We start from the raw sequence: 26,255 nt of genomic DNA, 5'->3' as shown, positions 1-26,255 counted from the left end.
TTAAAGGAGGATGTTTTATGGATACTAAAAAGATAGGATCTTTTTTAAAACAATTGAGAATAGAAAATCATTTAACTCAAGAACAATTAGGACAACAAATAGGAGTAACCAATAAAACCATATCAAGATGGGAAACAGGAAATTATCTGCCACCTATTGAATGTCTTATCTTATTAAGCGATTTTTACAAAATCAGTATTAATGAAATTTTATCAGGGAAACGAGTTCTAGATGAAAATATAAAAGAAGTTGCTGAAGAAAACATGACACAAGTATTAAAAGAAATACAAATAGAAAATAAAAAATATAAAAAGAGATTAATAGTCATATTGTTAATGACAGGAATTATAGCCGTGACTATATTAGCGATGCTACCATTAAATACGCTTCATGATTTAATCATCTTTGTTTTGGTTATCTTACTTGCATTTATAACAAATATTCTTAATGTTATGGCACTTGATGCAAAGATAGGAAAAAAATAAAAAATTAGCACTCACCTCTTGACAGTGCTAAAAGAGAGAACTATAATGTATTTAGAAATTAGGAAAGAGATAAAAAAAGAACCTAGTTTCAGTAAGTTAACACCGCTTGAAACAACGATGCGAATAATCTAAGTATCTAGATTGAAAGGGGAAATGACTTATGATGATGCCTAGTATTTTTAAAGAAAATTTATTTGATGATTGGTTTGATGATTTTGATAATGAATTCTTTGGAAAGAAAAATCCATTATATGGAAAACATTCAAAGAATATGATGAAAACAGATGTTCGAGAAACTGATCACAGTTATGAATTAGACATGGATTTACCAGGATTTAAGAAAGAAGATATTTCAATATCGTTAGAAAATGGATATTTAACAATCGCCACAAATAAAGGTATTGATAAAGAAGAAAAGAATGAAGAAGGACAATATATCCGAAAAGAACGTTATGTAGGTTCAATGGCACGAAGTTTCTATGTAGGAGAAAACGTTAGAAATGAAGATATTGAAGCCAGCTATGAAGATGGTATCTTGAGACTTACAGTTCCTAAAAAAGAATTAGAAACACAAGATACAAAATACATTACAATTAAATAGTTATAAAAGGGTAGGTACAATGCCTACCTTTTTTTGTGAAAATAAATTTATGTATTGCTAATGTATGTACAATCGCATAAAATGAATTGAGAAGGATAGACTATATATGAAAGGAGTTATTTTATATGGCTACAAAATCAGCAAATTTATATGCAAGAATTGAACCGGAAGTTAAAGAAAAAGCAGAAACAATTTTATCATCATTAGGTATTTCTGCCTCAAATGCCATTAATATGTTTTATAAACAAATTATTTTACAAAGAGGAATCCCATTTGAAGTAAAGTTACCAGATACAAGTATGATAGATGTAAGTACATTATCAAAAGAAGATTTAAATGAGGAATTAGAAAAAGGATATGTAGATATGCAAACTGGGCGAACAAAGAAAGCAAAGCAGGCATTTCATGATATCCATAAGGATTATGGTTTATGATATATGAAGTTTATGTATCTCAACAGGCTGAAAATGATTTAAAAGAAATTTATGAATATATTGCATTTAAATTACAATCACCACAAAATGCAATCAATCAGTTATATCGTTTAGAAGAACATATATTGAGTTTAGATATGATGCCATTTAGATATCGACAATACGAAGAAGAACCATGGAAAAGTCGAGGACTTCGTGTATTGCCTGTAGATCATTATGTGATATTTTATATTCCAGATAGTACTACAAAAATAGTTACAATTTTAAGAGTGATGTATAGTAGAAGAAATATTGATGATCAATTAAATTTTCATACAAAAGGGTAAAAATTAAGAATTCAAAAAATAAATAATTAGCACTCACCTCTTGACAGTGCTAAAAGAGAGAACTATAATGTATTTAGAAATTAGGAAAGAGATAAAAAAAGAACCTAGTTTCAGTAAGTTAACACCGCTTGAAACAACGATGCGAATAATCTAAGTATCTAGATTGAAAGGGGAAATGACTTATGATGATGCCTAGTATTTTTAAAGAAAATTTATTTGATGATTGGTTTGATGATTTTGATAATGAATTCTTTGGAAAGAAAAATCCATTATATGGAAAACATTCAAAGAATATGATGAAAACAGATGTTCGAGAAACTGATCATAGTTATGAATTAGATATGGATTTACCAGGATTCAAGAAAGAAGATATCTCAATATCCTTAGAAAATGGATATTTAACCATCGCTACCAATAAGGGTATTGATAAAGAAGAAAAGAATAAAGAAGGACAATATATCCGAAAAGAACGTTATGTAGGTTCAATGGCACGAAGTTTCTATGTAGGAGAAAACGTTAGAAATGAAGATATTGAAGCCAGCTATGAAGATGGTATCTTGAGACTTACAGTTCCTAAAAAAGAATTAGAAACACAAGATACAAAATACATTACAATTAAATAGTTATAAAAGGGTAGGTATAAATGCCTACCCTTTTTTGTTATAATGAACAAAAAAGGGGGAGCATATGATTTTACCATTATTCATTACCGGATTACTATGTATTGTATTTTTATCTATTGGAATTGGTATTGCTATCAATTATAAAAAGAAAATGAAACAATGTACGCAAAGAGTAAGTGGTAAGGTTGTAGATAATATTGCAAGAAGGCAATCATCAATTGATGATCATACATGGGATACTTATTATTATCCAGTTGTCGAATATTACGTGAATGGACAGTATATTAAAAAAGAAATATCTATTGGTACAAGTAAACCAAAGTATGAAGTAGGAACAAGTGTGACGGTACTGGTTCAACCGGATAATGTAAATCATTGTTATATTGAAGGGGACAATGGACAGCGTTGGATTTACAGCATCTTTTTGATAGTTGGTATTATTTTACTTTGTGTATCATTAGTATTAATGAGTACCGTGATTTAATTGTTAAAATTGAGTTCTTTTAGTTTCTTCTAGGTAACCTACGCACAATATTGTGCGTACTTTTTTTATTTTAAAAGAAAAATATAATAAAAAATGAAAAAAGGAGAGTTAATAATGGAAGTAAAAGATTGTTTAAGAATATTAAGAGAAATTAAAGATGTAGCTTTTGCGACAGTAGATGATCAAGGATTACCCCAAATCAGAATGATTGATGTAATGTTAGTTGAAAATGATAAATTATATTTTTGTACGTCACGAGGGAAAGATTTTTATCATCAATTACAAAGTCATCCTCATGTCGCTATTACAGGAATGAATAAAGATTATCAGATGATACGTTTATCAGGAGAAGCATATCAATTAGACGATGCCAAAAAATGGATTGATTTAATCTTTGAACATAACCCTACGATGAATGATGTTTATCCAGGAAAGAGTCGTTATGTTTTAGAACCATTTTGTATTGCACAAGGAGAAGTTGAATTTTTTGATTTAGGAGTTCAACCCATAGAAAGACAAACCTTTGTTATAGGAAGTAAAAAGAAAAAAAGAAAAGGATTTATGATCAGTGAAAAGTGTATAGGCTGTAACCAATGTAAAACATGGTGTCCTCAACAATGTATAGAATCAGGGAACCCCTATGTGATTCAACAAAATCATTGTTTACATTGTGGTTTATGTTATGAAAAATGTCCAGTTCAGGCAATTAGGAGGGAAGAATATGAATAGTTTAATCAGTTTATTTATTAAAAGAAAAGCTTTCTTTTTAAATTTATTATGGCAACATGTGGGTATATCATTTTTTACTGTTATCACTGCTATCATTATTGGTGGGATGATTGGTATTTTTATTAGCGAACATAAAAAACTAGCAAAACCAGTTCTTGGTATCATTAATTTTGTTTACACAATTCCTTCTATTTCCTTATTAGGTTTTTTTATTCCACTATCGGGAATTGGTAATCAAACTGCTGTGATTGTTCTTGTTATTTATGCATTACTCCCTATGGTAAGAAATACTTATACTGGAATTGAACAAGTCGATCCATTAATAGTTGAAGCAGCAACAGGTTTAGGAAGTACCCCAAGACAAGTCCTTACAAAAGTAAAATTACCTCTAGCTTTACCTTTTATGATGGCAGGAATACGTAATATGGCGGTCATGACGATTGCTTTAGCAGGGATTGCATCTTTTATTGGCGCTGGCGGATTAGGAGTAGCTATTTATCGTGGTATCACAACGAATAATGCTACCATGACATTAATTGGTAGTTTGATGATTGCGATATTTGCTTTAGTTGTTGATTTTGTTTTATCAATAATAGAAAAACGAATAAAATCAAAAAAACAACAATCTAAAAAAGGAATCATAGGAATTATTATTTTAGTTTGTTTAGCGTTAATAACACAAATCTTTCATCAAAAACAAGAGGTTTTGCATGTAGCGACTAAACCAATGACAGAGCAATACATCCTAGGTGAAATGTTAGATATCTATATTGAACAAGAAACAAACTTAAAAGTAGAGTTGACTCAAGGAGTAGGTGGGGGAACATCCAATATCGTACCAGCAATGAAAAAAGGTGAATTTGATTTATATCCTGAATATACGGGTACAGGATGGAATGCAGTATTAAAGAAAAATGATATTTATAGTGAAAACTTGTTTAAGCAAATGAATCAAGAATACAAGAAAAAATTAAAGATGGAATGGTTTGGTCAATATGGTTTTAATAATACTTATGGTTTAGCTATAAGAAAAGAAATAAGTGAACAATATCAATTAAAAACTTACTCAGATTTAAGTAAAGTTGCTGATCAGTTGACATTTGGTGGTGAATATGACTTTTTTGAAAGAGAAGATGGTTATGATGCTTTATGTAAGACATATCATATGAATTTTAAAAAGACAGTAGATTTAGATATTGGTTTAAAATATAAAGCTTTAAAACAAGGAAATGTTGATGTCATGACAATCTTTACAACAGATGGACAATTGGCGAATGATCAAATTGTTGTATTGAAAGATGATTTACATTTCTATCCAAGCTATCTATGTGGCAATGTTATTCGTAGTGAAGTATTAAAAAAACATCCGGAATTAAAAAAAGTATTAAAAGACTTATCCAACATTATCAGTGATGATGAAATGGCTTATATGAATCATCAAGTAGAAAGTCAAGGTCAAGAACCTAGAGATGTAGCAAAACGCTATTTAAAAGAAAAGAAATTATTAAAGGAGTCATAAAATGGAAACAATAATTGAATTTCAAGATGTAAAAAAATCATATTTGGAAAAAACAGTTTTAGAACATTTTAATCTTTCTGTTAATGAGGGAGAATTCATCACCATTGTAGGAACATCAGGAAGTGGAAAAACAACAGTTTTAAAGATGATCAATGGACTTATAGAAACAACTCAAGGTCATGTCATCGTTCAAGGAAAAGATTTGAAAGAACATGATTTAATTCAACTTAGAAGACAGATTGGCTATGTTATTCAAGGGAGTTTATTATTTCCTCATATGACTGTAAAACAAAATATTGCCTATGTACCTTCTTTAAGTCAGAAGAATCATGATATAAATGATAAGATTATAGAATGTATGAAAACAGTTCAGTTAGATTTAAATTTACTCAATCGCTATCCTAGTGAATTATCTGGAGGTCAACAACAAAGAGTAGGTATTGCTAGAGCACTGATCAATCGACCTCAAATACTTTTAATGGATGAACCATTTAGTGCTGTTGATGAAATCACAAGAGTACAATTACAAGATGAATTATTAAAGATTTATAAACAGACATCACTTACTATTTTATTTGTTACACATGATATTGAAGAAGCTTTAAAATTAGGTACTCAGGTTTTAGTAATGAATGAAGGAAAAATTGAACAATATGCTTCACCAGATGAAATATTAAAACATCCAGCCACACCATTTGTAGAAAAACTTGTTGATAAACAACGACGTTACTGCTTATTACCGGAAGATAAGCTTCAAGATTGTAAATATTGCGCTCTAACAAAAAAGAACTCATAATGAGTTCTTGTAGTTTTCTCCCCATGAAGCCATAGCATCTAAAATAGGTTTTAAACTATATCCCAAATCAGTTAAAGAATATTCAACACGGGGAGGGACTTCAGGATAAACGGTACGAGTTAAAAGACCACTGGCTTCCATTTGTCTTAATTGACTGGTAAGGACTTTTTGGGAAACATGCCCGATTGATTTCTTTAATTCACCAAATCTTTTTGTTCCAGGAAGTAAATCTCTTAAAATCAAGACTTTCCATTTATCACTAATTAATGTTAATGTTGTTTCTACCGGACATGCAGGTAATTCAATATTTGTTTTTTCCATGTTATCACCTCGAAAGTTTCTAATAGATACTTAGTTTATTATATATACTATAATAATATAAAAAAATAACTTAAACAAGAAAAGAGATGTAAAAGATGAATCAAGATGAAAGAAGACTTTATTTAATTCAAGAATTGTTAAATGAAAGAGTTGAATACCAAGATATCAAAGTCCCTCAAGATAAGCAATCTCAAAAGCTCTTATTAAGAGATCTAATGAATGTACGGTTACCTAAAAAAATACACTTACAGTTTTATCAAGTACAAGATGCTTATTTAAAAGAAGAAATTAAACAAAAAGGAATAACCTATTTAGATGATTTAAAACCTATTCAAGAAGGGATTTATCTATGGAAAGGGGATATGACAACCCTTCAATGTGATGCTATTGTCAATGCAGCAAATAGTCAAATGACAGGCTGTTATATTCCTCATCATCGTTGTATTGATAATTGTATTCACACTTATGCTGGAATGCAATTACGTTATCAATGTAGTCAAATGATGAAAAACCAAGGAAGTGAACCAACGGGTCATGCAAAAATAACCCAAGCCTATAATCTTCCTTGTCGTTATATTATTCATACTGTTGGTCCTATTATTGATCAACAAGTAACCCAACATGATCAAGAATTACTGATATCAAGTTATCAATCGTGTTTACAGCTTGCAGCAACTTATGGATTAGAAAGTATTGCTTTTTGTTGCATTTCTACCGGGGAATTTCATTTTCCTCAAGAATTAGCAGCTGATTTGGCTATTAAGACAGTAAAAGCATTTCTAAAAAAACAAACAAGTATTAAGAAGGTGATTTTTAATGTTTTCAAAGAAGAAGATGAACACATCTATAAACAATATCTTACAAGTGATTGATGAGGCTGACGCTATTATCATTGGTGCTGGGGCGGGACTTTCTTCAGCAGCCGGTTACACTTATGATGGTAAGAGATTTGATAAATATTTTCATGATTTTAAAGAAAAATATGGGATTCAAGATATGTATTCAGGAGGCTTTTATCCTTTTGAAAGTCTAGAGGAATATTGGGCATGGTGGTCAAGACATATTTATTATAATCGTTATCAAGATCATCTAGAACTTTATCAAAAATTACTTAAATTAGTTCAAGATAAAGATTATTTTGTGATTACAACGAATGTTGATCATTGTTTTCAAAAAGCAGGCTTTGATAAGCAAAGATTATTTTACACGCAGGGAGATTATGGCTTATTACAATGTAGCAAACCATGCCATCAAGAAACATATGATAATGAAAAACGAATTAAGCAAATGATAAAAGAACAAAGAGATATGAAAATTCCTACGCATCTTATTCCACATTGTCCTCATTGTGGTAAAGCAATGACAATAAATTTAAGATGTGATGATACTTTTGTAGAAGATCAAGGTTGGCAACAGGCTATGAATCGTTATCTTGATTTTTTAAGAAGACATCAAGGATTAAAGGTTGTTTATCTTGAGTTAGGTGTTGGTTATAATACGCCATCCATTATTAAATATCCTTTTTGGAAAATGGTAGAAAAGAATAAAGAGGCAACCTATATTTGTATTAATCAAGAAACGTATTGTCCTGAGTCAATTAAAAAACAATCCTATTGTTTAAATACTGATATAAAAACATTCTTAGAATCACTCGTACAAGAGTGATTTTTTATACTATTTATCGTAATTTGATTAAATTAAAGTATAATAGAGATAAGAGGGAAAAAAGATGAAACAAATTGTATTAGAAGAAGTAGATTCAACAAATGAATATTTAAAAAGAGAATATCAAAACTTAGATCAACAAGTATCACTTTATGCACATCATCAAACTCATGGTAAAGGAAGAAACGGTCATGTTTGGCAAAGTCAACCCAATGAAAACTTAACAATGAGTTTTTTATATAAAGATTTTAAAAAGATTGAGGACGCTTGGAAAATAACACAGTTGGCAGCGTGCAGTGTTGTTGGCTTACTTGACCGTCATCATATTAAAGCTATGATTAAATGGCCTAATGATATTTATGTAGGTAATCAAAAGATATGTGGTATTCTTACAGAAACAATATTAGATCCTGATTTAAAAGGAGTTATTGTAGGAATAGGTCTTAATGTTAATGGACAAGGACCTTATCTTTCTATGAAACAAGTCACAGGTAAAAGTTATCGAATTCAACAATTAGCGATAGGTTTACAAACATTTATGAATATTTATTATAATCTTTATCAAACAAATCAGTTTGATAAGGTTTTAGAATACGCTAATAATATTTCTTATTTAAAAGATAAAGAAGTCAATTATTTGGAGTATGGTCCAGTTACTTTTACAAAGTTAAATGATGATGGAACAGTTACTTTTGTTGATCAAAAGGGGCAATATTATCATCAAATTATTAATGAAATATCATTACATCAATAAAGCATATCTTGAAGATCTGCTTTTTCTTTAGAAATTCTTAAGAAAGATAAAAAGTAAAAATTTATTTTTATTCTTTATACTCATAGGTGTAAGGGGTGAGGATAGTGAAAAGTCTATTTGAAATCAATGAATTGGTTTTATTTAGTTATTTATTTATAGGTTATATGGGAGTATGTCTCATTGTTTTATCAATGATGATTAGATAAGGGAGAAGATTATGGAAAAGTATCATGTATTAGTTGTAGAAGATGACCATGAAATTGCTCATGCGATATCAATTTATCTTAAAAATCAAGGTTATGATGTTTTTATTGGTCATGATGGTCTAGAGGGATTAGACATCATTAATCGAGAAGTGATTCACTTGGCGATAGTAGATATTATGATGCCAAGAATGGATGGGTTAACCATGGTTACCAAATTAAGAGAAAAATATGATTTTCCTGTTATCTTCTTATCAGCTAAATCAGAGGATATGGATAAAATTATGGGCTTAAATATTGGTGGCGATGATTATGTAACCAAACCATTTGTACCAATGGAATTGATTGCCCGGGTTCATTCACATTTAAGACGTTATAGTCGATATTTAGATGCGACATTACCTAAAGAAAGCAGTCATGTTTGTATTTGTGGTGGGTTAGAATTGAATGATGAAACAAAGACAGTAAGTGTAGATGGAAAACCGGTTAAAGTCACACCTATTGAATTTAAAATTCTAGAACTACTGATGAAAAATGCAGGCAAAGTCTTTTCAGCAGATGATATTTATGAACGGGTATGGAATGAAAAGGCAGTGAATAGTGAGACGGTGATGGTCCATGTACGTAACCTAAGAGAAAAAATAGAACTCGACCCTAAAAATCCTCAATACCTTAAAGTTGTTTGGGGTGTTGGTTATAAAATTGAAAAATAGTAGGTGAGAAAATGAAAAAGAAAAAGTGGCTTATTCATAGTTTGATGATGATTTTGTTAGTTGTCGCTTCTGTTATAACTTATCTAAGTTATGGGACAAATACTTTTAATACGAATGAAAAATTAAATTTTGATGATGATCGTGATACGATTACCAATATTTTAGTTAAAAAAAGTGTATTATTAGATGCTCAATTACAAAGACGTAAAGGAAATTATGATCTCTATCATTATTATGTAAATGGTGATAATGTAGATAGTTTAAAAGACCAATATAATGATAATCTGCAAGAAGTATTTAATGATAGTCTACTTAATATGGAAGATCAGGATAATTATTTTAGTAAAGGATTTTGTTATTATGCATATGATATGCAAGATAACAAGAGATGTCTTACAAATACGAAGTCAAATTTAAAAGATTTATTTACAAATTCTAAGAGTAAATTATTAAAGAAATATCAATGGTATATGGTTTTAACATTTAATCAGGATGGAAATATTCAGGTTGATGGAAATAATAAAGATGGTTGGGGTAATAAGTTTTATAATACATCTTTTGATGAACTTTTTAAAAATGATTATTTAAGTGATGAAGATAATCAATTTCTTAATCAATTTCATATGAAAAACCCAACCAATATGAAAGTTGTTTTTGCAATTCCTAATAAAGTTTCTTCTAATACTTTTTTAGCTCAAAATTATTTAAAAGGACAATCTATATCACAAACATTATTTACTTATGTCATCATATTTGTAATCCTTATTATAATCATGATGTTATTTATGCCGGTAAAAGAATTATTAGAATTAGAACCATTTAAAACAGTAGTGAAAGCTAAACTTATTTTTACTTTCCTTATTTATTTAATTGTTGTAGCGATATGGATTACAATGATGACAGGTGTTTTACAAACAACCTGGCAAGGAGATTTTGCTTATATTGTAAGACAAAAAGGACTGGCTGGTGCTGGGGTTTTACTAGAACCATTAGTCAATATCGGTGGTTGGTTTGTATTCTATGCGATGGTGATGTATTTTATCTTTTATATCAAGATGATCATTGTAGGTGGAGTTAAGTCCTTTATTAAGGAACACACATTAGCTTATAGTTTATATTATCATTTTAAAACAAAGGTTTATCATTTGACGGATACGCAATTAGAAAAAGGATTAACTCAAAATATTAAAAAGATGGGACTTATGAGTGGATGCTTTATTGAAGGACTATTCTTGTTTGCTGGATTAGTCATGGATGTTTTTTATCGCTATTCTTTCTCATTTAGATATTACTTTTGGTTGACGCTTATTTTATCAATAGGATCAGGTATCGTTGTTGTTATCATTGCTAAAAAATTATCATCAAAGGTTTTACATGATTATCAACAGTTATTAGATTCTACTCATCAGTTATCTAAAGGAGAATTTAATAATAAAATAGAACAAGATTTAGGTTTATTTAATACATTAAAAGATGAATTTAATTGTATTAATGATGGATTTAAAGATGCCGTAAGTAAAGAAGTAGCCTCCCAAAAGATGAAAACTGAACTCATAAGTAATGTTTCTCATGATTTAAAAACACCACTTACTTCCATTATTTCTTATGTTGATTTATTAAAAGATGATAACTTAACTCAAGATCAACAAAAAGAATATATTCAAGTATTAGATCATAACGCTAAAAGACTTAAAACTTTAATAGAAGATTTATTTGAAGTGAGTAAAGTCAATAGTGGTAATGTTAAATTAGATCTTGTTGATCTTGATTTCCATGCTTTAGTTCAACAGGTTGTCTTTGAATATCAAGATTCGTTTTCTAAACAACAATTACAAATCAAAGAAAACTATCCAGATCATAAAGTCATCTGTCATTTAGACAGTGCTAAAACTTATCGGGTGTTAGAAAACTTATGTCAAAACATTTGTAAGTATGCGTTAGATCATACAAGAGTTTATATTGATATGGTAGAAGATGAACGTTATGTAAAACTCACTATTAAAAACATATCTGCTAGAGAGATTCATGGTGATCCTCAAGTGTTAACGGATCGTTTTGTTCAAGGTGATGAATCACGAAAAATGGAAGGATCTGGGTTAGGACTCGCTATTGTTAAAAGCTTTGTAGAAGTCCAAGATGGAAGTTTTAAGTTAAGTGTAGATGGCGATTTATTTAAAACAGATATCACTTTTTTAAAGAAATAAGATGTAAAAACAGTGGATAATACCACTGTTTTTGTTATAATAGGGATGTTATGGAAGAAATAAGAAGAGGAATGAAAAATGGAATACCAATAGCGTTAGGTTACTTATCAGTATCATTTTCTTTTGGAGCAATTGCGGTATCAATGGGCTTTTATTGGTGGCAAGCTGTATTAATCTCATTATGTAATTTGACTTCAGCAGGACAATTTGCCTCATTAGGAATTATGACGGGACAAGGAAGCTTTATTGAAATGGCGATTGTTCAGTTAACAGTTAATATCCGTTATGCTTTTATGTCGTTGTCTTTATCACAAAAAGTAGATGATCGTTTTAAAGGTATCTTTAAATGGTTATTAAGTTTCTTTATTACGGATGAAATCTTTGCGGTATCGATGCTGGAAGAAAGTGTAAGTAAGGCTTATTTTTTTGGATTAGCTTTTGCTGGGGCGAGTGCTTGGATTATTGGGACCACATCAGGAGCTATATTGGGAACAATTGTTCCTACCATTGTCCATCATGCTTTAGGTATTGCTTTATATGCCATGTTTATCGCTATTATTATTCCTGGTATGAAAAAACATCATCATATGATTAAGATTGTTTTATTAGCGATTATTTTAAGAGTAGGTTTTTATTATTTACCTATTTTAAATCAATTATCAAGTGGTTTTGCGATGACAATCAGTGCTTTAGTGAGTGCATTAGTAGGAGCCATTATCTATCCAACGGAGGAAATACATGAATAAAAACTTTTTTATCTATTTACTGATTATGTCAGTTATTACCTATGCTATCCGTGCTATTCCCCTTGTTTTCATTAATAAAAAGATAACCAATAAAACAGTTCAATCATTTTTAGACTACATACCTTATACCGTACTGGCAGCGATGACTTTTCCTGATATTTTTTATTCAACGGGTAATCTTATTTCAGGAATTGTAGCGACAATCATTATCCTATATGCTTCATATAAGGAACTGAGTTTAATTCAAGTTGCTTGTATCGGTTGTGGTGTCGTGGCATTAATAGAAATCATTTTATAATAAAGAGGGATCAATTATGATAAAATTAATTATGACCGATATGGATGGTACATTGCTTTCTAGTGATAGTAGTATATGCCAAAGAAACTTAGACGCTATTGATTACGCTAGAAGTCAAGGTGCCTTGTTTGGTATAGCAACAGGGCGTGACTGGGCTTCAATGAAAGAAGCAACCGATATTTATCATTTAAAAGCTGATTATATGGTGCTAGGAAATGGGGCCCAATTTGTAGATCAAAATGGCCATGTATTAATGTCGGCTTATCTCGATAAAGAACACTTCTTACCAATTACTGATATATTTGATCAACTACATTTACCCTATATTGTTTTTACGACAAAAGGCTACTATGCTTTAGATCCAGAATATTCTAAAAACTGTTTTATTGAAAGAACATGCCAACATTTACATGTACCTTATGAAGACTTTACTCCTCAAGGAAAAAGAAAAGATAGTCCTTGTATGAATTTAAAACCGATGGTTTCTAAAGAACAATTTCTAAAAGAAGATTTAGATATTATTAAAGTGGAATCATATTCGTTAGATGTTGATTTAATTAAAGAAGCTAAAAAACAATTAGCTTCATTATCAGGAATTGCTTATTTATCTTCATTTGAAGATAATGTTGAAGTAACGCATCAAAAGGCACAAAAAGGTTTAATTTTAGAAAAAGCAATTCAACTATTAGGAATTAAAAAAGAAGAAGTCATTGTTTTAGGTGATGGTCTTAATGATGGGACGATGTTTGATATTTTCCCTTATTCTTATGCGCCTAGTAATGCGGATGATGAAATCAAGAATAAGGCATATAAAATAGGTTGTCATCACGACCAAGGTATTTTAGGTGAAGCAATAGATGATTTAATGAAGTAGGTGGGTAACCACCTTTTTTTATTTGACAAAAGAAGTGATAAAGAATTATAATTGTTCAAAAACGAACTATTCAAAAAGGAAGAGATAAGATGAATAAAGGGTTAGAATTTGCTAGAAAGATAGATCTTGTTTATCATCAACAATGTAAATCAATATGCAAAGAATTAAATTTACCACAAACTGCATTTGATATTTTAATGTTTTTAGGGAATCATCCAGAATATAAAAGTGCACGAGATATTGTAGAAATCAGGAAAATTAAAGCTAATTTAGTTTCAGTTAATGTAGATAAATTAGTCAATGAAGGTTATTTAAAAAGATTGGCTATACCGGGAGATCGTAGAAAAATTAAACTTGTTTGCAGTGAAAAAGCCAAGCTAGTTATCAAAAAAGGACAACAGTTTCAAAAGCAATTCTTTCAAACAATGTGGCAAGGTATTGATGCAAAACAACAAGCATTATTTAATGAAATCTTACAAATGATAGAAAAGAATTTAGATGAATTAAAGGAGGCTAAATGATGAATATAGTTAATGTTTTAATAGTGACTTTTTTTGCAGGAATGGGAGCTGGACTAGGAACGGGATTTGCTGGGATGTCGGCGGCGGCTGTTATTAGTCCGATGTTAATTGCATTTTTGAATATGGATCCTTATATGGCAGTAGGCATAGCTTTATCATCAGATGTTTTAGCTAGTGCCATTTCTGCTTATACTTATGGTAAAAATAAAAATCTAGATATTAAAAATGGATTATTAATGATGGTGAGTGTTTTATTGTTTACTGTTGTAGGAAGTTATGTAGCCAGTTTACTTCCTTCAACAACGATGGGAAACTTTTCGGTCTTTATGACATTTTTACTTGGAATTAAGTTTATTGTCAAACCGGTTATGACAACAAAAGAAACAATGAACAATGTTGATTCTAAAAAAAGAGCCAAACAATCTATTTTATGCGGGATGATGATTGGGTTCATTTGTGGTTTTATTGGAGCTGGTGGTGGCATGATGATGCTCCTTATTTTAACGACTGTCATGGGATATGAATTAAAAACGGCTGTAGGAACAAGTGTTTTTATTATGACTTTTACTGCTTTAACTGGTGCTGTTTCTCACTTTATGATTGGTGGTATGCCGGATATAACAGTATGGATATTATGTATTATCTTTACTCTTATATGGGCAAGAATTGCAGCCTTGTTCGCTAATAAAGCAACGCCAGAAACGCTAAATCGTGCTACAGGGGTCGTCCTTGTTGTCCTTGGAATGTCGATTTTTATCTTCTCTTTGTTGAAATAGATATAGTTTCTAACTATAGATAAGTGAATAATATTTATATTATACGTTTATTATCTCTTCGTTTATACTTTATGAATATAAAGTATAAATGAGGAGATTTTTAAATGAAAGCACCATATAAATATGATATTGTCGGAAGCTTTTTACGTAATGCAGAAATTAAAAATGCAAGAAGTGAATTTGCTAGAGGGAATATCACACAAGAAGAATTAGAAAAAGTAGAAAATCAAAGTATTGAAAAATTAGTGGATAATGAAAGAAAAGCAGGATTAAAAGCGGTAACTGACGGTGAATATCGTCGTGCTTTTTGGCATTTAGATTTTTTATGGGGATTACAAGGTGTAGAACGTGTATCAGTTGATCATTTTTCTATTGCTTTTAAGGGACATCAACCTAAAAGTCAAACATTAAAAATTGTTGATAAAATTGATTTCCCTCAAGATCATCCATTTTTAAAACACTTTAGATTTATGCAATCAATAGTTCAAGATAGTGAAGTTAAACAATGTATTCCTTCACCATCTATGTTGCATTTGATTTGTTGTGTGAGAGAAGAAAACTATCAACCAATTGAACGTTATCAAAATGAAGATGATTTATATCGTGATATTGCTTTAGCGTATCAAAAAGCAATTATTTTTTTTTATAATGCAGGATGTCGTTACTTACAATTAGATGATACTTCATGGGGAGAATTCTGTTCAAAAGAAAAAAGAGAAGCTTACAAAGCAAGAGGGATTGATGTTGATGAAATCGCTAAAAAATATGTTGATATGATTAACTTAGCGTTAGAAGTCAAACCTGATGATATGGTCATTACAATGCATATTTGTAGAGGTAACTTTAGATCAACATGGTTTACTTCTGGGGGATATGAACCGGTGGCAAAAACACTATTTGGTGGATGTCATGTGGACGGTTTCTTCTTAGAATATGATAGTGAACGTGCTGGAGGTTTTGAACCATTACGCTATATCAAAGATCAAAAAGTTGTCTTAGGTTTAGTCACTTCTAAAGAAGCAACATTAGAAAATAAAGAAGATATTATTGCTAGAATTCATGAAGCAGCTAAATATGTACCTTTACAACAATTAGCTTTATCACCACAATGTGGTTTTGCTTCAACTGAAGAGGGAAACCTTCTTACTGATGAAGAACAATGGGCTAAAATTAAATTAGTCAAAGAAATTGCTGAAGAAGTTTGGGGAAAAAATTAAAACAATAAAAAGCTATTCTTTATGGAATAGTTTTTTTATAATGTTTAATTGACTTTTTTCGTTGACTCAAGTCATTGAAATGGGTATATTAAAATTAGAGATAAATTATAAAAAGCATTAATGATTGATGGAAAGGAAATGATAAAAATGGAATCACGTTATTTAGGTAATATAAAGGTATCATCAATAGGAATGGGATGTATGGCATTTTCACACGGTTATGGTCAAATCCCTTCAAGACAATACGCTATTGAGGCAATTCAACAAGCCTATAAGCATGGTTGTACTTTTTTTGATACAGCAGAAGGTTATGGAAATGTTTTATACTATGAACATCATAATGAAGAAATCGTAGGGGAAGCTTTAAAAGATGTAAGGAATCAAGTTGTCATAGCGACTAAATTAAAGATTCATGATGATGAAGTCAATGAAGATATGTATGAGGTATGTAAAAGACATTTAAAAGCTTCATTGAAAGCATTACAAACAGATTATGTAGATCTTTATTATTTACATCGTGTTAATTTACAGGTTCCTATTGAAAAAGTAGCCAAAGCTATGGGTAAATTGATTGATGAAGGATTGATTCGTGGTTGGGGTTTATCACAAGTAGATAAAAAATTATTAAAAAAAGCACATGAAATTACACCTGTATCGGCAGTACAAAATTTATATAATATGTTGGAAAGAGATTGTGAAGAGGAAGTTATACCTTATTGTTTAAAACACAATATTGGCTTGGTTCCTTTTTCACCTATTGCTTCAGGCTTTTTATCAGGAAAGGTAACATCGACTTCACAGTTTGAAAAAGTAGATGATGTTCGGGTATTTGTTCCTCAATTAAAAAATGAAAATATCAAAGCTAATCAGCCTGTTATTGATTTATTAAACGAATACGCTAAAAAGAAACATGCTACTAATGCCCAAATTTCTTTAGCTTGGATGTTGAAAAAATATCCTCATGTTGTACCTATTCTAGGTTCTAAAAATAAAGAAAGAATTATTGAAAATTTGGATGCTTGTCAAGTTGAATTATTTGATGAAGAATTTAAAAAATTAGAAGAATCACTTAATCATATTGAATGTCATGGTCATCGTGGTATTGTTGAATATCAAGGTGGTTCAATGAAAGATTGGGGTCAAAATAAATAAGAACTTGTCTTACGACAAGTTCTTTTTATTATTCAAAAGGATAAGTCATACCCCATTGACAACGAATAGCACTAAGTAATGAAGAAACATCACGACTTAATTGTAATACATCTTCACCGGTATGGTTGATAACATCTGTTTCCATATCAATGACTTCATATTGTAAAGCTTTTTGACTATCGCCAGTTTCAATAATTTCTTGATGTCCATCGATTGTATAAGTGATTGTTGCTTTACTGGCACGAGGATAAACATTGACTTCAACAAAACATTCTTCACCGGCAATGACACCACGTTTAGGCTGTTTAGCACGCATTGTAAGAGCCATCACAACCATTTGCCCATCTTGATTTTTCATGATAATACCAGATTGTTCATCAACACCGGTTTCAAAATAGTCCACAGTAGTTAAAACAGTATTTGGTTTAGATGATAAGAAATAGCGTGCAAAGGAAGTAGCATAAACACCGATATCTAATAAAGCACCACCGGCTAGTTCTTTAGAAAAGAAACGATTATTCACATCATATTCTTTACATGAACCAAAGTTAACTTGAATCATTTTGACTTTACCAATAGCACCATCATCAATAATTTCCTTTAATTTTTTATAAAGTGGCATATGATAAATCGTCATTGCTTCTTGAATAACGACATGATGTTCTTTAGCAAGAACAACTAATTCTTCTAATTGACGATCATTTACAGTAATGGCTTTTTCACATAAGATATGTTTATTAGCTAAAATAGCTTTTTTCATAATGTCATAGTGGCTATTATGAGGTGAAGCAATATAAACAATATCAATATTTTCATCAGCTAATAAATCATCTACTGTAGCATAAGCATTTCTTATTTTATACTTCATAGCAAAATCTAATGCTTTTTCCATGCTGTTATGATGAGATACGGCATAGATCTCATGATTCATATCTAACATTGATTGTGCCATTTCATGAGCAATGGTACCACAACCAATTATTCCCCAATTTAATTTTTCCATCTTTATTCTCCTGTTAAATGAAAGTGATTTAAGGCATAAGCTAAACCATCTTCCTCAATATCTTTTGTTATAAAATAAGCAATATCTTTCATTGCTTGATCGCCATTAGCCATGACGATAGAATGTTTAACATAACGTAACATGGATTCATCATTATAAGAATCACCAAAAACATAACAATCATCTAAATGGCTATGAAAATAATCAACAAGAAATTGAATTCCTGTAGCTTTAGAGTGTCCTTGAGGGACAATTTCTAACATTTCATGAGATCTTTCTATAATATCAAAATCTTGTAAGATGTTTTTTCTAAAATCATTGATGTTATGATCAAACCATACAGCAAATTTATCAAATTGAAGGTATGGATGATTCATGTCATAGACAGGAAAGTTTCTTTGTAGATAACGTTCTTTCATTTCTTTTAAATCATTGTTTTTAATGTTTTGATTAAAATAGACACCATCATAAGATTCTAAAACACCATCTATTTTATTTTCTTTAATAAGATGAGCAATTTCATAGCAACGTTCTGATTTTAAGGTATGGTGATATAAAACTTGATCATGATAAGTAATATAAGTACCACATCCACATATATAACCATCTATAGGAAGATCTTGAATACATTGATCAATAGTAGAAATGGGTCTACCTGTATTAATAAAAATGAGATGTCCTTGTTTTTTTACTTTTTCTAATGCTTGAATAGCACTGGATGGAATTGTATGTGTTTTTTCACTTAATAATGTTCCATCAATATCAAAAAATAATATTTTCCTTTTTTGCATACTTTAAACTCCTTATGACCAATATTATAATAGAAAAAATCAATTTATGTCATTTTTTCTATACTCGAAAACAATAATTGAAGATTATTATGATAAATTGTGTTATTCTATAAAAAAGTAGAAGTTAGGAGGATGAAAAATGAGGATTACTTTATTAAGTAAGCCAGGTTTTTCTGGAAGTATGCTTGTAAAAAAAATCGAAGAGGCAGCGAAAAGCCGATATTTAGATATAGAAGTCAATCTTAATCAAAAGATGGATGAAGCAGATGTGGTGTTACTCACACCACAACGAGAAGGTGATTTAGAAGGTATTAAAACAGTAGTAAAAGTACCGGTAGGAGTCATTTCATTAAGAGATTTTGGTTTATTAAATGGTGATGGTATTTTAAAATACGCAACTCAATTAATAGATACGAAATAGGAGGAAAAGGACAAAGTCCTTTTTTTTTATGTTCAAACTAAATTGAGTGAATATTATCACAAGAATGTCTAGAGGTCATTGTTTTTTAAGGCATTTAACGATATAATTATTATTAGTATAGAAAGACTGGGGGAACCAAAATGTACAAGATAGTCAAAAAGGAAAGACTAAATGATGTTGTTGAATTAATGGAAGTACATGCGCCAATGGTAGCAAGAAAATGCGAACCTGGCCAATTCATTATTTTAAGAGTTGGAGAAGATGGTGAAAGAATTCCATTAACCATTGCTGATTATGATCGTGAAAAAGAAACAATCACGATTATTTATCAAATTGTTGGTTATTCAACTAAACAATTAGCAAAATTAGAAGAAGGCGATGAAATCACTGATTTCGTTGGACCATTAGGTGTACCAACAGATTTACATAAATCTAAACATGTTGTTGGTATTGCTGGTGGGGTAGGAAGTGCACCTTTATATCCACAATTAAAGAAATTAGCTCAAATGGGTGTTGATGTTGATGTCATCATCGGTGGACGTGAAGCACAATATGTATTATGGGCTGATAAATTCAAAGAATTCTGTAAAAATGTGTATGTAATGACAGATGATGGATCTTTAGGAGAAAAAGGATTTGGTACTGTTAAATTACAAGAATTAATTGATAGTGGAGATCCTATTGATGAAGTTATCGCTATTGGACCAGTAGTGATGATGAAAGCTGTTGTTGGAGTAACTAAACCTCAAAATATTAAAACAATGGTTTCATTAAATCCTATTATGATTGATGGAACTGGAATGTGCGGATGCTGTCGTGTTACAGTTGATGGTAAAATTAAATTTGCTTGTGTAGATGGTCCTGATTTTGATGGATTACAAGTTGATTTTGATGAATTAATGGCTCGTCAAAGAATGTTTAAAGAAGAAGAACACGTTGTTGATGAAAAAGCAGACCGTATCTGTAATTTAATGGGAGGTGTAAAATAATGCCTAATATGTCACCAAATAAGGTTAAAATGCCTGAACAAGATCCTAATGTAAGAAATAAAAACTTTGAAGAAGTTGCTTTAGGATATACAAAAGAAATGGCTATGGAAGAAGCAACACGTTGCTTAAACTGTAGAAAACCATTTTGTATGGAAGGATGCCCAGTAGGGGTACCTATTCCTGAATTTATTCAACATGTAGCTGCAGGAGAATTTGATGAAGCTTACTCTACAATTACTAGAGAAAATGCTTTACCTGCAATTTGTGGTCGTGTGTGTCCACAAGAAAATCAATGTGAAGGACATTGTATTCGTGGTAAAAAAGCAGAATCTGTTGCGATTGGACGATTAGAAAGATTCGTTGCTGATTATCATCGTGAACATGGAAAAAATGTAGAATTAAATATTGAAAAGAACGGTAAGAAAGTAGCGGTTATTGGATCTGGACCAGCAGGAATCACTTGTGCTGGAGAATTAGCTAAAAAAGGATATGATGTCACTGTATTTGAAGCTTTACATAAAACAGGTGGAGTTTTATCTTATGGTATTCCAGAATTCCGTTTACCTAAATCTTTAGTTCAAAAAGAAGTAGATGGAGTTGCTGCTTTAGGTGTTGATTTTGAAACAAACGTTGTTGTAGGACGTTCAATCACAATTGATGAATTACAAGAACAAGGATATCAAGGAATTTTCGTAGGTAGTGGAGCTGGACTTCCTCGTTTCCAAGGAATTCCAGGAGAAAACTTAAATGGTGTTTATGCTGCCAATGAATTCTTAACACGTGTTAACTTGATGAAAGGATATCAATTCCCAGAACATCCTACACCAGTTAAGATTACAGATACAGTATGTGTCGTTGGAGCTGGTAACGTAGCTATGGATGCAGCGAGAACAGCAAAACGTTTAGGTGCTAAAAATGTTTATATAGTTTATCGTCGTGGACCTGAAGAAGTACCTGCTCGTGCTGAAGAAGTACATCACGCTAAAGAAGAAGGTATTATCTTTAAATTACTAACAAATCCAGTTAAAATCAATGGTGAAGATGGTTGGGTTAAATCTATGGAATGTATTGAAATGGAATTAGGTGAACCTGATGCATCTGGAAGAAGAAGACCAATCGCTAAAGAAGGTTCTAACTTCACAATTGAAACAGGTACTGTTATTGTTGCGATTGGACAAAGTCCTAACCCATTAATTAGGCATACAACTCCTGGATTAGATTGCCAATCTTGGGGTGGAATTATCGTTGAAGAAGATACAATGAAAACATCTAAAGATGGTGTCTATGCTGGTGGCGATGTTGTTACTGGTGCAGCAACAGTTATCTTAGCTATGGGTGCTGGTAAAAAAGCAGCTCAAGCTATGGATGAATATTTAAAAAATAAATAATAGAGAAGCTATTCTTAATTGAATAGCTTTTTTTATATCACTTAGTTGAACACATTCGTTGACCTTAGTCAATGAATGCGTTATATTATAGGCAGGAGGATGAATATGGGGAAAAGACAAGAAGCAGCATTAGAAACAAAAAAGAAGATCATTGAGGCTGTTAAGCAATTACTTGAACAAAAAAGTCCCGAAGAAATCAGTATTGAAGAAATCACAAAGAAGGCCTGTATTGCTAAGGGAAGTTTTTATACACACTTTAAACGTAAAGAAGATGTTATTTTAGAAATAGATTTTCAAGAATATGCTTTTTTAAAGGATGATGTAAGTCGTATTCAAGGAGTTGAACAACAACTTTCGTATTATCTTATACAATCAGTAAAGATTATTGAAAAAAATAGTTTATCAGTAGCGAGACAATGGATGAAAGGCGCTGTTGCTCCTTTACAAGAAGAAAAAGCAGGTACCAGAAAATATCGTTTTGATTATGATAATATTCTTTCAATTTTAAACAATGGAATTGATCAAAAAGAATTAAAACAAACAACACCGGTAGAAATTCTAACTGAAATGATGATGAATCAGTATTATGGTGCTGTAGCATCTTGGTGTATTCTGGGTCAAGAACGTTCTTTAGTTTCTATGATGGAACATTATTGTCAATATGAACTTAAAATATTATTACAAGATTACCAATAGGAGGATAAAAAATGGAATATGTAACATTAAATAATGGTCTAAAAATGCCATTATAAGGATTTGGTGTTTACCAAGTTACAGATGAAAAAGAATGTGAAGAATCAGTTTATCAAGTTATTAAAGCAGGATATCGTCTAATTGATACCGCTGCTTATTTCAATGAAGAAGATGTAGGGAAAGCTATTAAAGATAGTGGTATTGATAGAAAAGAAATCTTTATTACAAGTAAATTGTTGTTACAAGATTATGGATATGAACAAGCTAAAGTAGGAATTGCAAGATCACTTAGAAAATTAGGAACAGAATATATTGATTTATATTTAATTCCTCAACCTTATGGTGATGTTTTAGGAGCATGGAAAGCTTTAGAAGAGGCAAAAGAAAAAGGATAAATTAAATCTATTGGTGTAAGTAATATGACACCTCATCTATGGAATCAATTTGTACCTCATTTCAAAACCAAACCGGCAGTGAACCAAGTAGAATGTAATCCTTTTTGTCAACAAAAAGAATTAAGAAAGATTATGGCTCAAGATGATGTCAAATTAGAATGTTATTATCCTTTAGGACATGGTAATAAAGAACTATTAAATCATTCTTTAGTACAACAATTAGCTCATAAATATCATAAGAATGCCGGACAAATCATCCTTAGATTTGAAGTACAAGATGGACTGATTGTTTTACCTAAATCTTCACAAAAAGAACGTATTAAAGGAAATATTGATATTTTTGATTTTTCTTTAACTGAAAGTGAAATGAGACAATTAGATACAGGTAAAACATCTCATGATCCTGAAGCACCAGGTATTGAAGAGATGCTTAGAAATGCCTTTGTTATTGAAGATTAATAAAAAGCACGAAAGTGCTTTTTATTTTATGAAAATCTTTCTTTATTTTTTTATCTTATTATATAATAAGATAAAGGAGACTAATTATGATAACATCACAAATTAAGGAAGTACTAAAACAAGCAGATTATGTATTAAAAGATAATCCTGTATTATTAAAAATGTTCAAACAATGTTTTGTTTCAACGATTGAAACAACTTTAAAAAAAGTTAATGATAATGAAACTTTTGTCATTACAGGAGATATTCCTGCTATGTGGTTACGAGATTCTTCTGCTCAAGTGAATCACTATTTACCTCTTGTATCAAAAGATCAAGAATTATCCGATTTAATTGCGGGACTTATTAATAAACAGGTTCAATGTATTTTATTAGATCCTTATGCTAATGCTTTTAATTTAAACCCGGTCTATGAAAGAGAATATTATGATTGTACAGACATGAATCCGATGATTTGGGAAAGAAAATACGAAGTTGATTCATTATGCTATCCAGTTCGTTTAGCATATCAGTTTTATAAACAAAGTCAACGATACGATATTTTTACGCCTGATTTTTTAAAAGCCATGCATAAAATCGCGGATACATTTGTATTAGAACAAGATCACAGCCTTTCAACTTATCGTTTTGAAAGACCGATTGCCAGAACTTGGAAACGTGAAGAAACAGAAACATTAAAAAGAAAAGGAAAAGGGTTACCGGTTAATGAAACTGGAATGACATGGAGTGCTTTTAGACCAAGTGATGATGCTTGTCGTTTTAATTATCTTACCTGACTTTAGAGGTTGAATAGTAAAAAATGGTGCAACACTCGATATTTGATTATCGAGTATGCATCATTTTTATTTGTTTATCTGTTAGATAATAATTTGTTATTGGTTGATTTAATTTTTTGGATAAATCTGTTACGAATTCTTTGCTGGTTAATAGATTTATGAATCTTGTTGAGTTGATTCTTACAACTCGGAATTTTCTCATGAAATCGTATATTGTACTTGCTGAGTATTTATTTTCCAGAATCTTGAATTGAAGGATTCGTGATAATAACACGGCTGTGTAACAGATGAAGAAATGCCCTTTGATCCGATTTTCTTTTTGTAGATAGACCGGACGTGTATCAAGTTCGGACTTCATGATGCGGAAGGATTCTTCAATTTGCCAAAGCTGATGATAAGCATTGTATATGTCTTTTGATGACATATTGATTTCAGATGTTACGAGCATATTATATCCGGCTAGTTCTTTGTCTTTGGCTATAGCTTTTAGATTTAGCTGGGGTTTTATACTTTTTCCCTGATCATCTAGAAACTGCATATATTTTGATGATTCACCATATTCTTCTTTTTTGGCCTGGCATGCACGGTGTGCCTTGGCTTTTTCAATCATTCTATTGATTTCCATCAGTTTCTTCTTCGCGAGACTGAAGTTATAGGTAACTGTTCTTTTTTCTTTTATATTACGAGTTATGACATTCCCGTAATCATCCTTGTATGAATAGGTAAACGTATCGATGCATTCCTTGATTTTATAAACGGGTTCTCCGTTCTGATTAAACACTGTTTCGAATCCGTCATCAAGAAGAACCCATTGTCCTTCTCTTTCAGGAAGGGTTTTTACAGATTTCGAAAACAGATAGCCATCTCCATTATCGATAGCTTCAATAATATTTTTAGCACAGTTAAGGCCTTTATCAGCAATTTGGATGGTACGGCCCTTGATATTGTTTCTTGATTTCAAATCGTGGATTAGATCACGCATGACCGGCTTTTCAGATTCATTGCCTGGGAATATCTTCATGCCGACTGGTAACATCTGTGCGTCTAAAAGAAGGCCCATTCCCACAATAGGGTCCCTTCGATTTTCTTTGGAAGGACCTCTTTTTTGAAGAGTAGATTCCTTATCGATTTCAAAGTAATAGTTTGTACAATCAAAATAAGAACGGCTGGAATCCAGAATAAAATTGTCATCAGTCGCAACGGTTAGTATTTCAACCAGTTTCTCATATTCTTCGCCCATGAATTCCAAGCCCTCCAGGAGTTGATCATAACTGAAGTTTTTTTGAACATATAGCTTTGGAAGAATATCATGAAAAGTCTGATGTTTGGATAAAGGCGCAACAACACGAGCATATACAAGAGCGGAAAAGACATCATATACATCGAACTCGAACTTCCTTGAAGAACTTAAATACCCAAAATGTTCTTTTACATCCAGTATGTTCAAGATTTTCGCAATTGGCACATAACCCAGACACAGTTCTGGTGAAACGTCAGAAATCTGTTGAAAGTTGATGCGACACTTTTCTGTCTCCCGTTTAGAATTCAGTTCATTTACTTCTTTCTGAAAATGAGAGATTGGATCATCTATACCCTGTTCGATAAGAGCATCAACGAACCCAATTTTACGAAAACTTTTATGTCGGGTGTTCTTGGTTTCTGGAGAATAAAAACTCTCATAGATGGAAAGATAAAGTCTGTCATTTCGTTTTGTTTTTTTAAGAAAATAGGCCATAGAAAGTGTCCTCCAAAGATTACACGTTTACACCATAATTATACCAAATAAATAAAAAAATAAAATAAATTTAAAGCACAAAAAACAACGATAAATACTGGAGAATCTCAACTTTTTCTCAGAATAGCCTCTAAACATTCATGGTGCAAACCTCTAAAGACGGG

General features: G+C 31.0%; 30 protein-coding genes and 1 pseudogene. 27 read left to right on the top strand and 4 right to left on the bottom strand.

The annotated features are described in order from the left end of the window. Positions 1-17 precede the first annotated feature (17 nt). The 9 genes from DWZ53_RS01345 (at position 18) to DWZ53_RS01305 (ending at position 5,997) form a co-directional block, all read left to right on the top strand. Positions 18-485, top strand: coding sequence for a helix-turn-helix transcriptional regulator (locus DWZ53_RS01345; RefSeq protein ID WP_118431248.1), 468 nt, complete (start codon positions 18-20; stop codon positions 483-485). A gap of 160 nt (positions 486-645) precedes the next feature. Beyond that, the gene (locus DWZ53_RS01340) at positions 646-1,086 is read left to right on the top strand and encodes an Hsp20/alpha crystallin family protein (RefSeq protein WP_118431246.1); all 441 of its coding nucleotides are present in this window, start codon (positions 646-648) and stop codon (positions 1,084-1,086) included. Positions 1,087-1,211: 125 nt separating this feature from the next. Beyond that, positions 1,212-1,520: a type II toxin-antitoxin system RelB/DinJ family antitoxin gene (locus DWZ53_RS01335; RefSeq protein WP_118431244.1), complete on the top strand. Its 309-nt coding sequence runs from the start codon at positions 1,212-1,214 to the stop codon at positions 1,518-1,520. Further along, a complete protein-coding gene (locus tag DWZ53_RS01330; RefSeq protein WP_118431242.1) occupies positions 1,517-1,846 on the top strand; it encodes a type II toxin-antitoxin system RelE/ParE family toxin in 330 nt (109 codons plus the stop codon). The genes DWZ53_RS01335 and DWZ53_RS01330 overlap by 4 nt, the downstream gene beginning before the upstream one ends. 182 nt (positions 1,847-2,028) lie before the next feature. After that, a complete protein-coding gene (locus tag DWZ53_RS01325; RefSeq protein WP_118431240.1) occupies positions 2,029-2,469 on the top strand; it encodes an Hsp20/alpha crystallin family protein in 441 nt (146 codons plus the stop codon). Between the two features lie 64 nt (positions 2,470-2,533). Continuing rightward, positions 2,534-2,953, top strand: coding sequence for a DUF3592 domain-containing protein (locus DWZ53_RS01320; RefSeq protein ID WP_118431238.1), 420 nt, complete (start codon positions 2,534-2,536; stop codon positions 2,951-2,953). Positions 2,954-3,067: 114 nt separating this feature from the next. Continuing rightward, positions 3,068-3,682 carry a 4Fe-4S binding protein gene (locus tag DWZ53_RS01315; protein ID WP_118431236.1) on the top strand — a complete coding sequence of 205 codons (615 nt, stop codon included), beginning with the start codon at positions 3,068-3,070 and terminating at the stop codon, positions 3,680-3,682. Further along, positions 3,675-5,201: a glycine betaine ABC transporter substrate-binding protein gene (locus tag DWZ53_RS01310; RefSeq protein WP_118431234.1), complete on the top strand. Its 1,527-nt coding sequence runs from the start codon at positions 3,675-3,677 to the stop codon at positions 5,199-5,201. Before DWZ53_RS01315 ends, DWZ53_RS01310 begins: the two co-directional genes overlap by 8 nt. Before the next feature lies 1 nt (position 5,202). Continuing rightward, complete coding sequence (locus tag DWZ53_RS01305) at positions 5,203-5,997, top strand: ABC transporter ATP-binding protein (protein WP_118431232.1); 795 nt, start codon at positions 5,203-5,205, stop codon at positions 5,995-5,997. Here DWZ53_RS01305 and DWZ53_RS01300 read toward each other — a convergent pair. Then, positions 5,992-6,318, bottom strand: a complete 327-nt coding sequence (locus tag DWZ53_RS01300; RefSeq protein WP_118431230.1) for a helix-turn-helix domain-containing protein — start codon at positions 6,316-6,318, stop codon at positions 5,992-5,994. The two genes, DWZ53_RS01305 and DWZ53_RS01300, sit on opposite strands and share 6 nt — an antisense overlap. Before the next feature lie 95 nt (positions 6,319-6,413). Here DWZ53_RS01300 and DWZ53_RS01295 point away from each other — a divergent pair, with 95 nt between their 5' ends. The 12 genes from DWZ53_RS01295 (at position 6,414) to DWZ53_RS01240 (ending at position 17,441) form a co-directional block, all read left to right on the top strand. After that, the gene (locus tag DWZ53_RS01295; protein WP_118431228.1) at positions 6,414-7,190 is read left to right on the top strand and encodes a protein-ADP-ribose hydrolase; all 777 of its coding nucleotides are present in this window, start codon (positions 6,414-6,416) and stop codon (positions 7,188-7,190) included. Further along, positions 7,135-7,983: a Sir2 family NAD-dependent protein deacetylase gene (locus DWZ53_RS01290; protein WP_118431227.1), complete on the top strand. Its 849-nt coding sequence runs from the start codon at positions 7,135-7,137 to the stop codon at positions 7,981-7,983. The genes DWZ53_RS01295 and DWZ53_RS01290 overlap by 56 nt, the downstream gene beginning before the upstream one ends. Positions 7,984-8,047: 64 nt before the next feature. Further along, positions 8,048-8,737 carry a biotin--[acetyl-CoA-carboxylase] ligase gene (locus DWZ53_RS01285; RefSeq protein ID WP_118431225.1) on the top strand — a complete coding sequence of 230 codons (690 nt, stop codon included), beginning with the start codon at positions 8,048-8,050 and terminating at the stop codon, positions 8,735-8,737. A 217-nt stretch (positions 8,738-8,954) separates the two neighbouring features. After that, positions 8,955-9,653 (top strand): response regulator transcription factor, encoded by a 699-nt coding sequence (locus DWZ53_RS01280; RefSeq protein WP_118431223.1) that lies wholly within the window; start codon positions 8,955-8,957, stop codon positions 9,651-9,653. Positions 9,654-9,664: 11 nt separating this feature from the next. Continuing rightward, a complete protein-coding gene (locus tag DWZ53_RS11250) occupies positions 9,665-11,857 on the top strand; it encodes a sensor histidine kinase KdpD (protein WP_118431221.1) in 2,193 nt (730 codons plus the stop codon). Between the two features lie 50 nt (positions 11,858-11,907). Then, positions 11,908-12,603 (top strand): AzlC family ABC transporter permease, encoded by a 696-nt coding sequence (locus DWZ53_RS01270; protein ID WP_118431219.1) that lies wholly within the window; start codon positions 11,908-11,910, stop codon positions 12,601-12,603. Continuing rightward, positions 12,596-12,901 (top strand): AzlD domain-containing protein, encoded by a 306-nt coding sequence (locus DWZ53_RS01265; protein ID WP_118431217.1) that lies wholly within the window; start codon positions 12,596-12,598, stop codon positions 12,899-12,901. The genes DWZ53_RS01270 and DWZ53_RS01265 overlap by 8 nt, the downstream gene beginning before the upstream one ends. A gap of 16 nt (positions 12,902-12,917) precedes the next feature. Beyond that, the gene (locus tag DWZ53_RS01260; protein ID WP_118431215.1) at positions 12,918-13,775 is read left to right on the top strand and encodes a Cof-type HAD-IIB family hydrolase; all 858 of its coding nucleotides are present in this window, start codon (positions 12,918-12,920) and stop codon (positions 13,773-13,775) included. Positions 13,776-13,864: 89 nt separating this feature from the next. Then, on the top strand, positions 13,865-14,296 hold the full coding sequence (locus DWZ53_RS01255) for a MarR family winged helix-turn-helix transcriptional regulator (RefSeq protein WP_118431213.1): 432 nt from the start codon (positions 13,865-13,867) through the stop codon (positions 14,294-14,296). Continuing rightward, positions 14,296-15,072 (top strand): sulfite exporter TauE/SafE family protein, encoded by a 777-nt coding sequence (locus DWZ53_RS01250; protein WP_118431211.1) that lies wholly within the window; start codon positions 14,296-14,298, stop codon positions 15,070-15,072. Before DWZ53_RS01255 ends, DWZ53_RS01250 begins: the two co-directional genes overlap by 1 nt. 104 nt (positions 15,073-15,176) lie before the next feature. Further along, positions 15,177-16,289: a 5-methyltetrahydropteroyltriglutamate--homocysteine S-methyltransferase gene (locus tag DWZ53_RS01245; RefSeq protein WP_118431209.1), complete on the top strand. Its 1,113-nt coding sequence runs from the start codon at positions 15,177-15,179 to the stop codon at positions 16,287-16,289. A gap of 147 nt (positions 16,290-16,436) precedes the next feature. Beyond that, positions 16,437-17,441, top strand: a complete 1,005-nt coding sequence (locus DWZ53_RS01240) for an aldo/keto reductase (RefSeq protein WP_118431207.1) — start codon at positions 16,437-16,439, stop codon at positions 17,439-17,441. Between the two features lie 28 nt (positions 17,442-17,469). Here the strand turns inward: DWZ53_RS01240 and DWZ53_RS01235 are convergent, their stop codons facing one another. Both DWZ53_RS01235 and DWZ53_RS01230 read right to left on the bottom strand, forming a co-directional pair. Further along, entirely contained in the window at positions 17,470-18,444 is a 975-nt protein-coding gene (locus DWZ53_RS01235) for a Gfo/Idh/MocA family protein (protein WP_118431205.1), read from the bottom strand. Between the two features lie 2 nt (positions 18,445-18,446). Then, complete coding sequence (locus tag DWZ53_RS01230; protein WP_118431203.1) at positions 18,447-19,235, bottom strand: Cof-type HAD-IIB family hydrolase; 789 nt, start codon at positions 19,233-19,235, stop codon at positions 18,447-18,449. Positions 19,236-19,374: 139 nt separating this feature from the next. Between DWZ53_RS01230 and DWZ53_RS01225 the strand changes: the two genes are divergently transcribed. The 6 genes and pseudogenes from DWZ53_RS01225 (at position 19,375) to DWZ53_RS01200 (ending at position 24,356) form a co-directional block, all read left to right on the top strand. Next, on the top strand, positions 19,375-19,656 hold the full coding sequence (locus tag DWZ53_RS01225; RefSeq protein WP_118431201.1) for a PTS sugar transporter subunit IIB: 282 nt from the start codon (positions 19,375-19,377) through the stop codon (positions 19,654-19,656). A gap of 140 nt (positions 19,657-19,796) precedes the next feature. After that, positions 19,797-20,645: a sulfide/dihydroorotate dehydrogenase-like FAD/NAD-binding protein gene (locus DWZ53_RS01220; protein ID WP_118431200.1), complete on the top strand. Its 849-nt coding sequence runs from the start codon at positions 19,797-19,799 to the stop codon at positions 20,643-20,645. Beyond that, positions 20,645-22,033, top strand: a complete 1,389-nt coding sequence (gene gltA / locus DWZ53_RS01215) for an NADPH-dependent glutamate synthase (RefSeq protein ID WP_118431198.1) — start codon at positions 20,645-20,647, stop codon at positions 22,031-22,033. Before DWZ53_RS01220 ends, gltA begins: the two co-directional genes overlap by 1 nt. 105 nt (positions 22,034-22,138) lie before the next feature. Beyond that, on the top strand, positions 22,139-22,729 hold the full coding sequence (locus tag DWZ53_RS01210; RefSeq protein WP_158568144.1) for a TetR/AcrR family transcriptional regulator: 591 nt from the start codon (positions 22,139-22,141) through the stop codon (positions 22,727-22,729). An 83-nt stretch (positions 22,730-22,812) separates the two neighbouring features. Then, a pseudogene (locus DWZ53_RS01205) lies at positions 22,813-23,580 on the top strand (aldo/keto reductase); the annotation flags it as partial. An 86-nt stretch (positions 23,581-23,666) separates the two neighbouring features. Further along, on the top strand, positions 23,667-24,356 hold the full coding sequence (locus tag DWZ53_RS01200; RefSeq protein ID WP_118431195.1) for a glycoside hydrolase family 125 protein: 690 nt from the start codon (positions 23,667-23,669) through the stop codon (positions 24,354-24,356). Positions 24,357-24,402: 46 nt separating this feature from the next. Here DWZ53_RS01200 and DWZ53_RS01195 read toward each other — a convergent pair whose 3' ends face one another. Next, positions 24,403-26,091, bottom strand: a complete 1,689-nt coding sequence (locus tag DWZ53_RS01195) for an IS1634 family transposase (protein WP_004797841.1) — start codon at positions 26,089-26,091, stop codon at positions 24,403-24,405. Between the last annotated feature and the right edge of the window lie 164 nt (positions 26,092-26,255).

This window comes from Coprobacillus sp. AF33-1AC, from assembly GCF_003475785.1.
Classification (GTDB): domain Bacteria; phylum Bacillota_I; class Bacilli_A; order Erysipelotrichales; family Coprobacillaceae; genus Faecalibacillus.
This window is presented reverse-complemented; position numbering and strand designations above follow the sequence as displayed.

Excerpts from the sequence above, each read along its gene's own strand:
- DWZ53_RS01345 (WP_118431248.1), top strand. The coding sequence starts at position 18 with ATGGATACTAAAAAGATAGGATCTTTTTTAAAACAATTGAGAATAGAA.
- DWZ53_RS01340 (WP_118431246.1), top strand. The coding sequence starts at position 646 with ATGATGATGCCTAGTATTTTTAAAGAAAATTTATTTGATGATTGGTTT.
- DWZ53_RS01335 (WP_118431244.1), top strand. The coding sequence starts at position 1,212 with ATGGCTACAAAATCAGCAAATTTATATGCAAGAATTGAACCGGAAGTT.
- DWZ53_RS01330 (WP_118431242.1), top strand. The coding sequence starts at position 1,517 with ATGATATATGAAGTTTATGTATCTCAACAGGCTGAAAATGATTTAAAA.
- DWZ53_RS01325 (WP_118431240.1), top strand. The coding sequence starts at position 2,029 with ATGATGATGCCTAGTATTTTTAAAGAAAATTTATTTGATGATTGGTTT.
- DWZ53_RS01320 (WP_118431238.1), top strand. The coding sequence starts at position 2,534 with ATGATTTTACCATTATTCATTACCGGATTACTATGTATTGTATTTTTA.
- DWZ53_RS01315 (WP_118431236.1), top strand. The coding sequence starts at position 3,068 with ATGGAAGTAAAAGATTGTTTAAGAATATTAAGAGAAATTAAAGATGTA.
- DWZ53_RS01310 (WP_118431234.1), top strand. The coding sequence starts at position 3,675 with ATGAATAGTTTAATCAGTTTATTTATTAAAAGAAAAGCTTTCTTTTTA.
- DWZ53_RS01305 (WP_118431232.1), top strand. The coding sequence starts at position 5,203 with ATGGAAACAATAATTGAATTTCAAGATGTAAAAAAATCATATTTGGAA.
- DWZ53_RS01300 (WP_118431230.1), bottom strand. The coding sequence starts at position 6,318 with ATGGAAAAAACAAATATTGAATTACCTGCATGTCCGGTAGAAACAACA.
- DWZ53_RS01295 (WP_118431228.1), top strand. The coding sequence starts at position 6,414 with ATGAATCAAGATGAAAGAAGACTTTATTTAATTCAAGAATTGTTAAAT.
- DWZ53_RS01290 (WP_118431227.1), top strand. The coding sequence starts at position 7,135 with ATGTTTTCAAAGAAGAAGATGAACACATCTATAAACAATATCTTACAA.
- DWZ53_RS01285 (WP_118431225.1), top strand. The coding sequence starts at position 8,048 with ATGAAACAAATTGTATTAGAAGAAGTAGATTCAACAAATGAATATTTA.
- DWZ53_RS01280 (WP_118431223.1), top strand. The coding sequence starts at position 8,955 with ATGGAAAAGTATCATGTATTAGTTGTAGAAGATGACCATGAAATTGCT.
- DWZ53_RS11250 (WP_118431221.1), top strand. The coding sequence starts at position 9,665 with ATGAAAAAGAAAAAGTGGCTTATTCATAGTTTGATGATGATTTTGTTA.
- DWZ53_RS01270 (WP_118431219.1), top strand. The coding sequence starts at position 11,908 with ATGGAAGAAATAAGAAGAGGAATGAAAAATGGAATACCAATAGCGTTA.
- DWZ53_RS01265 (WP_118431217.1), top strand. The coding sequence starts at position 12,596 with ATGAATAAAAACTTTTTTATCTATTTACTGATTATGTCAGTTATTACC.
- DWZ53_RS01260 (WP_118431215.1), top strand. The coding sequence starts at position 12,918 with ATGATAAAATTAATTATGACCGATATGGATGGTACATTGCTTTCTAGT.
- DWZ53_RS01255 (WP_118431213.1), top strand. The coding sequence starts at position 13,865 with ATGAATAAAGGGTTAGAATTTGCTAGAAAGATAGATCTTGTTTATCAT.
- DWZ53_RS01250 (WP_118431211.1), top strand. The coding sequence starts at position 14,296 with ATGAATATAGTTAATGTTTTAATAGTGACTTTTTTTGCAGGAATGGGA.
- DWZ53_RS01245 (WP_118431209.1), top strand. The coding sequence starts at position 15,177 with ATGAAAGCACCATATAAATATGATATTGTCGGAAGCTTTTTACGTAAT.
- DWZ53_RS01240 (WP_118431207.1), top strand. The coding sequence starts at position 16,437 with ATGGAATCACGTTATTTAGGTAATATAAAGGTATCATCAATAGGAATG.
- DWZ53_RS01235 (WP_118431205.1), bottom strand. The coding sequence starts at position 18,444 with ATGGAAAAATTAAATTGGGGAATAATTGGTTGTGGTACCATTGCTCAT.
- DWZ53_RS01230 (WP_118431203.1), bottom strand. The coding sequence starts at position 19,235 with ATGCAAAAAAGGAAAATATTATTTTTTGATATTGATGGAACATTATTA.
- DWZ53_RS01225 (WP_118431201.1), top strand. The coding sequence starts at position 19,375 with ATGAGGATTACTTTATTAAGTAAGCCAGGTTTTTCTGGAAGTATGCTT.
- DWZ53_RS01220 (WP_118431200.1), top strand. The coding sequence starts at position 19,797 with ATGTACAAGATAGTCAAAAAGGAAAGACTAAATGATGTTGTTGAATTA.
- gltA (WP_118431198.1), top strand. The coding sequence starts at position 20,645 with ATGCCTAATATGTCACCAAATAAGGTTAAAATGCCTGAACAAGATCCT.
- DWZ53_RS01210 (WP_158568144.1), top strand. The coding sequence starts at position 22,139 with ATGGGGAAAAGACAAGAAGCAGCATTAGAAACAAAAAAGAAGATCATT.
- DWZ53_RS01200 (WP_118431195.1), top strand. The coding sequence starts at position 23,667 with ATGATAACATCACAAATTAAGGAAGTACTAAAACAAGCAGATTATGTA.
- DWZ53_RS01195 (WP_004797841.1), bottom strand. The coding sequence starts at position 26,091 with ATGGCCTATTTTCTTAAAAAAACAAAACGAAATGACAGACTTTATCTT.